Raw genomic sequence first — 12205 nt, forward strand, 5'->3', positions numbered from 1 at the left:
CTCCGAGAACAGCAAAACAGAGAGCCGCAAGCAACAGTCCAACTGCTGCCAACAGTAGCCAGTGGCGCGTTCGCACGTTTTTCTTTTTCATAAGCGTCCTCCCCCGGAAGCGTTTTCACCGATTATCCCATAAATGGGTGAGAGCTATCCTTTCCCCAGAGCCGGCTAACTATTTTTCGATGTTTCGTATGGTTCCTGGCGATATGCCTTTCCCAGGGTGATTCGGTACGGTCGCATGAACCACACCTAGTAAAGCCACTGAACAAAGCTGCGTAAAACCTGGGACGCTTCCGGAATGCAGTAAAATAAGGGTGACCGGTTTCTGAAGAAAGGAGGGATAGACATGGATGAAGGCGAAACAGAAATACGTTTGGTTCTCCAGCATATGCACCAGCAAAAGGTCATTACTGATCAAGAGTTCAAGGATATGAATTCACTCATCGATGAGGATGGGACTCTTGGCGCACTGGCAGGCATAAGCGCCGCGGTACAGAATGATCCAAATGCCATTCCCTCAGAACTGCTTGACGAAATCCTCGCACTCGAACCAGTGTTTGACGAGGATTATTATGAAGAAATGCTAGACGCGCTAGCCGCCCGGACAACTACGCCTTAACCGCGGTGTCTTCCCTTATAGCGAGCTGGCTTGAGATGAGGATTAGCCTGAGTTAGTGCCCCCATTCCCTTGCAGTCCTAGCTCACGAAAGTCACCAACCAGGACGGAGATTCGTGTTCCTGACAGGCTTATCATCGAAAAATAACGGAAACCAACCCCACGCCACATCCTTGACTTGCGCCTATTTTCATTTTTCTAACCATTTCCCGATGACCGTATCCACGTCTGCGCCAAGTACAGCGCCGAAAGCGTGATTCCGTCACGGATACGTCCGGCGGCAATCCCCTGCTGAATCTGCGGCGATGTCAGGCACAATGTTTCTTCCGTTTCTCCGTCAGTTTCAAAGTCACTGCAAACTGCTGAATTAGCACCGATGCAGCGAGCGTCAGCCAACACGGCTAGAACTACGGATGCACGGCTTCCCAAAGCCCCCGAATCTGGAAAAATTACACCGATTTCACGGGCTTCCGCCCCCTCCAAACCGGTCTCTTCACGAAGCTCACGCAAAGCCGTGGCCTTTGCGTCAATGTCTCCCGGCGCCCAAGCCCCCCGAGGTAGCTCCGTTAGTTCAACCTCCGGCCCCAACCTACGACTGCGCACAAAAATCAGTCTGTCGTCGTCCTGCGACACACGACAGACACAAACTGCTCCTTCTAATCTTCTGTCTGGGCTCATTCCCGCCAAGTATCGATGCAAGGGATGCGCCTCCGGCCCAGTCCCGACCATAGTCTGTTCCAGGCGTAGCTGATACTCCCGATTTTCCCAAATAGTCTGCCATTTGGGACATTCGGCGAGTGTTTGGGGTCTCAGGACCCAATCCTTACCAGACGGAATCAAGTTGCCAGTTCTATCGTTCATTTTGCCCTTATATGCTCCCTAGACTCATACACTTCAATAGCCTTCCCGATTTCAACTGTACTGCGAGCACGGCTTTATCGCATTGACAGGGTCGCACTCATCTGACTGGGACGCATCTCAGCCACAGTCTTGATGTCACCCCACGGCAAGGAGCTGATAAAAGATAAAAATGCTACTACCAGTACTATGGCAAAACCAACCGGACCGGAAAAATGCACCACTTCATTCAATAAACTTAAACCGGTTATAAGCACAACTATCAAAGAAATCAGCGTCGCCCTTGCAAAAGTGGATTTGAACTTCTGAGCATAATTTTCTGCCTTGTGTACCTGATTTCGCGCTGAAATTGCCAAGTTGAACAGAGCGCCGCGTTTCCCGCTATTAAGGTCGTTGCTAATTTTTTCTTTCAGGTCCTGCAAGAGCTCTTTATAGGCAGCTGGACTAATGTAAAGGATGTCGTCGAGCAACTCCCCATTCACCTGCCATAAGGTTTTTGAATTAGCCCTTTCATCGGCTTTATTCTTTGAGGTGGTGCGGGCAAACTTGCTGGATATGTATTCCCACATGATGCCACGCTGCCGCTTAGGGGCTGGGGTACGTAAACCAAAAGAAATCAGATTCAGTTCATCCCCTCTTCCATGTACCTCTGGATTGGGAAAGCTCAGCGAAAGGAACATGGCATTGTTAAGCGAAGCGTTTGCAAAGTTGTATAGCCTGGACCAAAACTGAAAAGCCAATCGGTTGCGCCGATCTCGATTGTTTGCGAGCGACTCTGCTCCAGGTATTGGCTTGTACACCGCATCTTCATCGGCTATGGCAGCTATTTGTTCCGGAACCTCAACCCGGCGGCTAGAACTAGTAATGTGCGCAACCTCGCGCGCTAGAGAATCCAGGTTTTCCTCACCCGTAAGTTTACAAATCTCTCCGTAGTGAGCAGCAAAGGCTTTCTCGCGATTTTCTAATTTAATCTGTTTCCACGGCTGCACCTTAATACGGTCATGAATTGCCCATTCATACCACTTCTGTCTGGCTTTTTGAATGAGTTGACGCGCCTCCTCTTCAGAACTGATGGGGTGAAAGCGGTCGGTCAGTCCTGCACCGGGGTACCACACATTTTGGTTTGGCGGCACGTATACCCAGGTAGTTCCGGACTCAACCTGAGAAGCAACGCTGTCCCAAATGCCAGCCAAGCTGGAGGAAAACTTCCAAAAATCCTCGCGGTTCAATCCAGCTTCTTGAGTCGAAATTGAAACACGTTTTTCCTCTGGAAACAGAGAGCTCGTTTCCCCCGCGTTTCCTTTGTCGAAAACATACTTTGTGTTGGGAGGAATCAAATCTGGGTCAACCAAACTAGTTAAATCCTGGTTCTCTGCGCTTTGCACTTCACTGATGCTGCCATGTTTAATGCGTCCTGGCTGCCACATCCATGTAAATGGGAGTTTCTCACTAGAGTCGAGGCCCAACTCAGCGGCAATCCGTTCCGGACCCATCGTCAAGAAGTAAATCCCGTCCAGCACCTCATTGCGATCCAACAGCACCGTATCCCCCAGCAACAAAGCCAAACGCAACGCCGCTGTCATGTGTTTGCAGGCTTTCTCGGCTCCCATCCCGCGCCACAAATTCGCCTGCAGATAAGAGTCAAAGTTGTTCACTCTAATTGGTACCGGCATTTTCTCAACATCGCTGTGTAGTGTTTTATCCACCATTTCATTTTAATCGAACCTATGCCAGATTTAATCACGCCAGATTAAAACACACTATAGCCGCGCCATTAGGCATTAACCGCGGTATCGGACACGCCCACGTTATAAGAATCAATCCGCCAGTACGGCTCGCGATGCTCGGACTGAACCACCGCCCAATGACAGTTGTCCAAACCGCGCAGCCCGTACCACTGAGCTGGGTCATGTCCCAACAAAGTCACGATACCCTGCGTGGTGGCAGACCCGTGGGAGACAAACAAGATGGTTTCGCCATCAGCAATTTTGTCAGCCCAGTCGCGGTAAGCCTGAGACACTCGCAGTCCGACCTCGCGGCGCGGCTCCACTTTCGTGGTTTCCGGGTCGGGGTCGCCGAAATCGCGCCACGTGGTGAAATCGTCGGGCCAGTCCGCCTTGATTTCCGTGGCGTTGAGCCCTTCCCAAGTCCCAAAAGCGCGTTCCATCAGGCGTTCGTCGACTTCGACGGGCAAGCCGAGCCGGTCGACCAACGCGTGGGCGGTGTCGAGGGCGCGGCCTAAAGGTGAGGAAACCACCCTTGTGAAGGGGAAACGAACCAACCCGGCTGCGGCGTCTTTGGCCTGCGCAATCCCCGTCTCGTTGAGGGGAATGTCAATCTGTCCCTGAATCCGGTGCTGCTTGTTGTAATCGGTTTGTCCATGCCGCCACATCACCAAGGTTTTCATAGTCCTGTGCTCCTTTCCGGTCGGTCCGCCGCAATCTGTCCCTGTCGGCTCTATGAATCGTCTTCGCCGATGAGGTCCAGCGGAGAGACGGGGTCAGGAGCCTGCGCAGCGGGGTTGGACGGAGCGGGGCTGTCAGTCTGAGCGGCCGGTTCCTCTGGATCGGGCACCTCGACCAGGGGCGCATCGGCCCACAAACGTTCCAGCGCGTAAAACTGCCGGTCGTCCTCTTGCTGGACATGCACCACCAGCAACCCGTAATCGAGCAAGACCCAATGAGCCTGAGCCAACCCCTCGCGACGCAGCAGCTTTAGGCCAGCTTTCGTCATCGCCTCATCAACAGCATCAACAATGGCGCGCACCTGACGGTCACTATTGCCCGTAGCCAGCACAAACATATCGGTCAGCACCAAGCGTTCGGAGACGTCCAGGGCGATGACCTCCGTGGCTTTCTTTGATTTTGCTGCTTGACCTGCTGCTATGGCGAGTTCGATGGACTTGGCGTCAGCACTCATACAGAAAAAATCCCCATTTCGGTTGTGGAATCGGGCAAAATGGCCTCCCCTGACGTGGCGGCTGGAGGGTCAGCAGCTGCGCTCAGCGTGACTCCTGTCTCTAGCGTTGTTCCAGAGGCGGTCGTCACCGCGGCGTTCTTGTCCAGAGCGAAGATGAGCATACCCACGACCACGACGGTCACCAGCACGACCAACGCCCAGCGGGCCGCCTGACCCAGCATCAGCAAAGTTTCGCCCCAACGCCCGGACTTGCGAATCAAACGTTCGGTGAAGGACTCCTCGAACTCAAAGTCTTCCCAGTCGATGTTTTCCAGTTCTTCATCGGTGATATCTTCGCCGAGTTCCTTACGCAAAACCTCAACATCGGCCTCATGAAACTTCTGTTCGGCTTCTTTGAGCTCTTGAAGTTGTCGAGCCTCGGCCTCTTCCAGGCTTTCGCGGCGTGTCGAGCGGGATTCTTGCGGATTCCACAAGGGCGGCATTCCGGGTCGACCGTAAGGCATCCCTGGCATTCCGGGGCGACCATAAGGCATTCCGGGCATCCCGTAACCAGGCATCCCTGGCATCCCTGGCATTCCTGGCATTCCGGGACGGCCATAAGGCATTCCGGGCATCCCGTAACCAGGCATTCCTGGCATTCCGGGCTGGCCAGGCATTCCGGGACGGCCATAAGGATTCGGACGCCCCCACATTCCGTAGGGAGCGCCGGGCTGACCAGGCATTTGACCCGGTTGCCCGGGCATCTGACCGGGCATTCCCGGGTGTCCCGGCATGCCCAGACACCCGTGCGTTGCGGCCTGTCCGGGTATCTGTCCCGGTTGGCCTGCCATTCGGGGATCACCGGACGGAGCTCCCGGAGCCTGAACCAGCATCTGTCCAGGTTGTCCGGACTGGTTAGGTTGTCCGGGCTGGTTGACTTGACCAGGCATCTGTACCGGCTGTCCCTGCATCTGTACCGGCTGTCCCGGTTGTCCCGGCCGACCGGGCACTTGTCCGGGCTGGCTGGCCACTTGACCGTGCTGCCCCGGCTGTCCGTGTTGATGAGGTTGGCCGGGTTGTCCGGGCATCTGACTGGGCAGCTGTACTGGTTGCCCAGGTTGGTTAGGCTGTCCCGGTTGCCCAGCTGACAAGGGCGGACGAGCCGCAGCGCCCGGCGCTGTTCCTGGAGCCGCGGGCTTCGCTGGGCGCGCACCGGGCGTCCCTAACTGCACCTGCGCAGTTCCCGACGTTGTTCCTGGCGAGGCGGGCTGCTGCGCCCGAGAGGCTTCCGCCTGGCTGGGTCGCAGCCCGGGAGAGTTTGTCCGAGAATTCGGCGGCATCGCTGGCCTAGCCGGGGCGGAACCAGTCGGGGCGGAACCAGCCGAAACGGACGGCAACGGCCGAGACGCACTATCCGGAACGGGAGGGTTCGCCCCCGGCCTGCTGACCTGAGCAGAACCAGCCGGAGCAGAACCGGCCGGAACGGACGGCAACGGTCGAGACGGGCTACCCGGAACAGGAGGATTCGCCCCCGGCCTGCTGACCGGGGCGGAACCTGTCGAGTTCGGCGCTACCGTGGGAATCATTCCCGTGGTGGAAGGGGGCACCGGAGTTCCCGGCGTCGGCAACTGACGAACCGCCGTGTCCGCGGGACGATTCCCGACTGGAACTGCGGGCTTTTCGGGCACCACCGGAGTGGTGCCGCGCACGAGGGGACGCTGGACACCGGCGACTTGTGGCCCGGCAGCGCTCACGGCCTGAGCCTTGCCAGCGACCGGAATCATGCCGGTCAGAGCCCCGTCCTTGTCAACAGCGCGCACCGCTTGGGCAGTATTGGGAACCTGCAGAGCGGGACCGGTCGAACCGGCAGCGGACAGCACTTGCCCAGGCCGAGGGGCACTAGCTCCCAAGCCCGGAAGATTGACCGCCTGCACCGGCACGGGCCGCGGCCTTGGCTTGCCCTCGCTCACAATCCCCCTCTCGACAAAGTCATCGTTGAACTTTCTGGCTGCGCCACGTCATTCACCGCGGCCGCCGTCAAAGCCGCCTTGGGAACGGCGTATGACGCCTCTCGCGAATCCGACTGCAGTCGCGTGTCGTCAGTATAGAGTCCGTATTTAGCAATATATTGAACAACGCCGTCGGGTACCAAATACCACACCGGCTGGTGCGATTTTACCCGATTCCGACAGTCGGTTGAGCTGATTGCCATGGCCGGAACCTCGACCAGAGAGACGTGCTGTGCCGGGAGGTTAGCGGGATTAAAGGAATGCCCGGGCCGGGTCACCCCCACGAAGTGTGCCAGTTCAAACAGCTGGTCGATGTCTTTCCAGCGCATAATGTCAGAAATCGCGTCAGCCCCGGTGATAAAGAATAGTTGCACGTCGCCTAAAGCGACTTTCAGGTCGGTCAGAGTGTCAATCGTATAAGTCGTCCTGGCCCGGTCAATATCGACTCGGGACACCGAAAACCGCGGATTGGAAGCGGTCGCGATAACCGCCATGAGGTAGCGGTGTTCAGCCTCGGTGACCGGGCGTCCCAGCTTAAACGGCTGCATGAAAGTAGGCACAAAAATAACTTCGTCAAGGCCGAAGACCGCCTGAACTTCCGAAGCCGCCACCAGGTGACCGTGATGAATCGGGTCAAAAGTGCCGCCCATCACCCCGATACGGCGCCGACGCTGGTTGGGCTTTGCCGAATTGTCGGAATCCAACGCCCAAACGCATCTGTGCGAGCGAGACTCCATGACAGCCTTTCCTATCCCTTTGCCGCCCATTATGAGCACACAAAACATCCTTTTGTGGAATTATACCTGCCCAGGCCTGAGTGATTCCTGAAAATGGCAAGGAAATCTGTAACCGGACGGGAGGTCACATTCCCGGTTCTACTCGGTTTCCCCGGGGTCGTTCCACAAGCCGGATTCGCGTTCCGCGTCCAGTTCTTCACGAGCGCGTTTCTTGGCGTCCATCCAGGCATGATAGTCGATACGGCGCTGCTGGTTGGTGCGGCGGGTATTTTCGTAAAGCCTCGAGTCTGTGCCACGCGCGCCCAGAAGTTCCGCTCCGGCTTGCAGGGTCGGTTCCCAGTCAAAAACGATACCCGTCTCGGGGTCGCCAATCACGACCGTATCCCCCGCGTGCGCTCCGGCCTTCAGCAGGTCGTCCTCCACTCCCAGGTTTGCCAGGCGGTCTGCCAGATAACCGACCGCTTCGTCGTTAGTGAAGTCGGTTTGTTTTACCCAGCGCTCGACTTGCTCGCCGCGGATAGAGAATCCCGGCGTGCCCTCGATAGTGGTTGCCTCGATAGTGTAGGTCTTGGTGGAGCGCGCTGGTTTCGGCTGCGGACGCAGCACGGGACGCTCGTTGTTGTCCTCGGGTAGGTGGGAACGGTACTCCTGGACCATTTCGGCCAACCCAAACGCCAGTTCTTTCAAGCCTTCGTGAGTGGTCGCGGAAACTTCAAAAACCGGCCAACCAAGTTTCGCAATCTCCGTTTCCATCAGGGCGGCCATGTCTCGCCCGTCTGGGACATCGATTTTGTTGAGGATAATGGCGCGTTGGCGTTCCATCAGAGGCGGCAGGAAGTCCCTCCCGGGACGGTAGCGATCCAGGGACTTCGCGTAGTGGGCGAGTTCGCGTTCCAAAGTCTTAATATCGGCCAGCGGTTCACGTTCCGGATCCCACGCCGCCAAGTCCACCACGTGGGCAATCACGCAGCAACGTTCGATATGACGCAAGAAATCCAGCCCCAGACCTTTGCCCGCGGCCGCGCCGGGAATCAATCCGGGCACGTCCGCCACGGTGTAGCGCGCCACCGGATTATCCACCACCGCCAGGTTCGGCACCAGGGTCGTGAAAGGATAGTCCGCAATCTTGGGACGCGCTGCGCTCATGGCCGCTACCAGCGAAGATTTGCCCGCCGAAGGGTATCCCACCAGTGCCACGTCGGCCATCGACTTGAGTTCCAAAATGACGGTGCGTTCTTCACCAGGTTCTCCCAACAGGGCAAAGCCCGGTGCCTTGCGTTTTGCGGAGGCTAGGCCGTAGTTGCCCATTCCTCCCACCCCGCCGCGGGCGATGACCAGTTGGGCCTCCGGGGAGTCTAGATCCGCCAGGAACTCGCCGTCCTCGCTGGTGACGACCGTGCCTTGGGGAACATCCAGGAATAGATCCTCGCCGCGGCGTCCATCGCGGTAGTCCCCCATCCCCGCTTGACCGCTTTCCGCTTTCACGTGCGGGCGATGATGGAACGGCAACAGGGTCGTCTCCTGCGGATTGACGCGCAGAATGACCGACCCGCCGTGTCCGCCAGCCCCGCCGTCAGGCCCCGCCAACGGCTTGTATTTTTCGCGGCGGATGGACGCGCAGCCGTTACCGCCAGCTCCGGCTTGGGCAAAAATTTTTACGTAATCCACAAAGCTGACCATCTGGGCTGCTGACCTCCTCTGGCTCTCTCACAGAGCCATCGTTACGTTAAACAGCAAGAGGGCTCGAACGAGCCCCCTCACGAAAGTAGTCACTGCCAACATTTAGGCGTTGGCGACTTCCTTAATGCTCACGATGCGGCGATCGCGATGACGGCCGAATTCAACTTCGCCGGTCTTCAGGGCGAACAGGGTGTCGTCCTTGCCGATGCCCACGTTGAAGCCGGGGTGGTAGTGGGTGCCGCGCTGGCGTACCAAAATTTCACCAGCGTTGACCAGCTGACCACCGAAACGCTTTACTCCCAGGCGCTGCGCGTTCGAATCGCGACCGTTGTGGGAAGAACCGAGACCTTTCTTATGTGCCATTGTTACACCCCTTACTTAATGGAAGTTATCTTAATGCGGGTCAGCGGTTGACGGTGACCTTGACGCTTCCGATAACCAGTCTTGTTCTTATACTTGACAATGGAAATCTTGGGACCCTTGGCTGCGCCCAGCACCTCCGCGCTGACCTTTACCTTAGCTACGTCAGCAGCCTGGGACGTTACCTTGGCGCCGTCAACCAACAGAATCGCAGGCAGCTCAATCGTTTCCCCCACTGCCTTGTCAACTTTTTCTACCAGCAGCTCTTCGCCGACAGAGACTTTCTCCTGTCGACCGCCGGCCTTAACGATTGCATATACCACGTCGAAACTCACTTTTCTGAATGTTTTTCGTCCAACTGTGCCCTCGCTAACCGCAAGAAGCACCGAAGTTCTAAATTACCGGATTTCACCTGTTTTTGCAAAATCAAGTTTCATCCACTGGTCTTGGCGGATGCGCCAGCCCAACGTGGCCAGGCGCGCCAGGAAGAACACCCCGCAATAACATCCCCACAACCAGGCGAGTCCCAGGATTCCGCCGGGCGCGAAACGCCACACCAGCACCAGAGCCGGGATATAAACAACCAGGTTAATCAGTCCCGCGAGAGCCAGATACCACGTGTCGTTGGCGCCAATCAAGACCCCGTCGAACACGAAAACTACCCCGGCCAGCGGTTGAAAGAACGCCGACACCAGCAGTGCCAGAGCGGCCGCAGCCAGCACTTCGGGGTCGCTGGAAAAGATGCGCGGCCACAGCGGAGCCAAGACCGCAATGCTCAGCCCCAGCACGACTCCCAGTCCCAGCCCCCACAGCGACACTCGGCGAATCAGGTCGCGCACCGCCTGACGGTCGGCTCGCCCCAACTCGAAACCAATGAGTGCCTGCACCGCGATAGCCAGAGAATCGTGCAGGTTTGCCCCGAGGGTCCAGGTGTTCGCCGCAATCTGACGCCCGGCGATGGCGACTTCCCCTTGTGAGGCCGCCACCCACAGGGTGCCGAGAATAACAATCTGCATGGTGAGGGTACGAATCATCAGGGGCAAGCCTCCGGCCAGAGCCGCGAAAATCGCCCGGAACTCAGGATGGAGCGCGACCTTGGCGCGCCGGGCTCCAGCCATAATTTTCAGCGCAAATGCTGTCCCCATGCCGATACCCGCGATGGAAGTGCCGATACCCGCCCCGGTTACCCCCAGATTGAAACCGTAGATAAACACGGCGTTGAAAGCTACGTTTGCGATAGCGCCGGTGACCGAAATCACCAGTGGGGTCTTGGCGTCCAGCACGCCGCGCATGGCTCCGGTTCCCGCCAAGACCAGCATCATCCCCAGCATGGAGGGCGCCGCCGCTCGCAGATACGCTGCCCCTTGGACATTGACCGCCGCGGAGGCCCCGAACAACGAAACAATCGGCAGCGCCCCGACCCACAGGACTACTGCCAACACCGTTCCGACCAGCAGCCCCAGCCAGGCACCATCCACCCCGGTCTTGACCGCGGCGTGCCGGTCCCCCGCACCCAGCTGGCGTGAGGCCACCGCGGTGGTGGTGTAGACCAGGAAAATACAAATCCCCACCAAGAACACGTTGACCGATGAACCGAGGGTCAAGCCGGCCAGCTCAGTGGTTCCCACGTGCCCAATCATGGCCGAATCCGCCATCACCATGAGCGGTTCAGCCAGCAGCGACCCCAGGGAGGGCACAGCGAGCGACAAAATCCGCCGATTCAGGGGCTGGTTCTCCGGTTCAACAGTCGCATTCTCCGATTCAACAGGTTGGTTTTCCGGTTCATAAGGTCGGTTCTCAGCTGGCATGGGGTCCTCCGGTTCCATGTTCACAGCACCGGTTTCAAAATATCGGCCACAATCAGCAGCACCGTCATGGCGATGAAAGCGATGACCACCGTGGCCGTCACCGGCAGCATTGCCGCCAAATCGACCGGACCACCGTCATCGAGACCCCGCGCGCGGCGCACCCGCTTACGAATCCCCTCATAAATCGCGCCCGCGGCTTGCCCGCCATCGAGGGGCATCAGCGGAATGAGGTTAAACATGAACAGGGTCATGTTCAGCGACCCGAACAGCAGTAGGAACGACCGCAGCTTCTCCATAAAACCGTAACCGACAGAGTCGCTGGCGGCGATAGAGCCCGCGACCTGGCCCATTCCGACGATTCCCATCACCGAGTTCGGGTCGCGCGGCTGATTCGGCTGGAACAGCCCGATGGTGGTGTGCCACAGTTTCACCGGCAGAGCCAACAGGATTTTCGCGGTACCTTTACCGGTCTCCCACTGGTAGTTAGCGACTTCCCCCCAGCTGGCGTGGTGGCGTTCGGTAACGGCGATGACACCGATGACCGAGCGCTTTTCCCCTTCCATAGTTTGGGGTGTCACCTGGATAGTCTTGGTTTCGCCCTCACGCCGGACCGTGAGAGTGGCCGGTTTCCCCGGCTGGCTCACCGCCACTTTACTGATGACTTCGTCCCAGGTCTTCATGGTTTTGCCGTTCCAGGCGGTGATAACATCGCCGGGCGCCACTCCCGCCGCGGCCGCGGGAGAATTCGGCGAAACCGTGGCGACTTCGCGGGTCGGCAGCTCGTAGCCAATCGCGCTCAACCCCACCAGCACGCACAGGAAACTCAACGCCAGATTCACCAAAGTGCCGCTGACCATCACGATCAGGCGCTGCCAAATGGGTTTGGCGTAAAACGCGCGGTGTTCCTGGCCGGGCGGGATTTCATCGTTGGAGGCAATCCGAGCCTCCTCAGCAGCGGTCAGCTCGCCTTTCCGATTTTTCGTGCGTCGCCCCGGATGTCCCGGCGCATACATCCCGACCATCTTCACGTAGCCGCCCAGCAGCACCCACTTCATTCCAACTTCGGTTTCCCCGATTTGGCGCGAAAAAATCTTTGGTCCAAACCCGATGAAATACTGGGTACAGAGGATGTCGAAGCGTTTTGCGGGTATCAGGTGTCCCAGTTCATGCAGGGCAATCGACACCATCAACCCCACCACAAGGGCGATGATTCCAGTGAAATAATCCATGGCAAGACGGTCC

12 protein-coding genes are annotated in these 12205 nt (G+C 57.8%); 1 reads left to right on the top strand and 11 read right to left on the bottom strand.

The genetic code is table 11. The features are described from left to right. Positions 1 to 343: 343 nt before the first annotated feature. A complete protein-coding gene (locus Q0X47_RS05120) occupies positions 344 to 616 on the top strand; it encodes a hypothetical protein (protein ID WP_297723576.1) in 273 nt (90 codons plus the stop codon). A 195-nt stretch (positions 617 to 811) separates the two neighbouring features. On the opposite strand, the gene Q0X47_RS05125 is transcribed toward Q0X47_RS05120, so the two are convergent. From Q0X47_RS05125 to Q0X47_RS05175, 11 genes are all read right to left on the bottom strand, one after another. Continuing rightward, positions 812 to 1474: an NUDIX hydrolase gene (locus Q0X47_RS05125; protein WP_367178284.1), complete on the bottom strand. Its 663-nt coding sequence runs from the start codon at positions 1472 to 1474 to the stop codon at positions 812 to 814. A gap of 74 nt (positions 1475 to 1548) precedes the next feature. Beyond that, positions 1549 to 3180: a hypothetical protein gene (locus tag Q0X47_RS05130; protein ID WP_297723578.1), complete on the bottom strand. Its 1632-nt coding sequence runs from the start codon at positions 3178 to 3180 to the stop codon at positions 1549 to 1551. A 65-nt stretch (positions 3181 to 3245) separates the two neighbouring features. Further along, a complete protein-coding gene (locus Q0X47_RS05135; protein ID WP_297723580.1) occupies positions 3246 to 3878 on the bottom strand; it encodes a histidine phosphatase family protein in 633 nt (210 codons plus the stop codon). 50 nt (positions 3879 to 3928) lie between these two features. Further along, entirely contained in the window at positions 3929 to 4390 is a 462-nt protein-coding gene (gene rsfS / locus Q0X47_RS05140) for a ribosome silencing factor (protein ID WP_297723582.1), read from the bottom strand. Beyond that, the gene (locus tag Q0X47_RS05145; RefSeq protein ID WP_297723584.1) at positions 4387 to 6339 is read right to left on the bottom strand and encodes a hypothetical protein; all 1953 of its coding nucleotides are present in this window, start codon (positions 6337 to 6339) and stop codon (positions 4387 to 4389) included. The genes rsfS and Q0X47_RS05145 overlap by 4 nt, the downstream gene beginning before the upstream one ends. After that, the gene (nadD, locus tag Q0X47_RS05150; RefSeq protein WP_297723709.1) at positions 6336 to 7082 is read right to left on the bottom strand and encodes a nicotinate-nucleotide adenylyltransferase; all 747 of its coding nucleotides are present in this window, start codon (positions 7080 to 7082) and stop codon (positions 6336 to 6338) included. Before nadD ends, Q0X47_RS05145 begins: the two co-directional genes overlap by 4 nt. A gap of 171 nt (positions 7083 to 7253) precedes the next feature. Further along, entirely contained in the window at positions 7254 to 8795 is a 1542-nt protein-coding gene (obgE, locus tag Q0X47_RS05155) for a GTPase ObgE (RefSeq protein WP_297723586.1), read from the bottom strand. Positions 8796 to 8897: 102 nt separating this feature from the next. Further along, positions 8898 to 9158 (bottom strand): 50S ribosomal protein L27, encoded by a 261-nt coding sequence (gene rpmA / locus Q0X47_RS05160; protein WP_004007117.1) that lies wholly within the window; start codon positions 9156 to 9158, stop codon positions 8898 to 8900. Positions 9159 to 9169: 11 nt separating this feature from the next. Then, positions 9170 to 9490, bottom strand: a complete 321-nt coding sequence (gene rplU, locus Q0X47_RS05165) for a 50S ribosomal protein L21 (RefSeq protein WP_297723588.1) — start codon at positions 9488 to 9490, stop codon at positions 9170 to 9172. A 63-nt stretch (positions 9491 to 9553) separates the two neighbouring features. Next, complete coding sequence (locus tag Q0X47_RS05170; RefSeq protein ID WP_297723711.1) at positions 9554 to 10981, bottom strand: MATE family efflux transporter; 1428 nt, start codon at positions 10979 to 10981, stop codon at positions 9554 to 9556. 2 nt (positions 10982 to 10983) lie between these two features. Continuing rightward, positions 10984 to 12192 carry an RIP metalloprotease gene (locus Q0X47_RS05175; protein WP_297723590.1) on the bottom strand — a complete coding sequence of 403 codons (1209 nt, stop codon included), beginning with the start codon at positions 12190 to 12192 and terminating at the stop codon, positions 10984 to 10986. Positions 12193 to 12205 lie beyond the last annotated feature (13 nt).

Source organism: uncultured Mobiluncus sp. (assembly GCF_947254095.1).
Lineage (GTDB): Bacteria > Actinomycetota > Actinomycetes > Actinomycetales > Actinomycetaceae > Mobiluncus.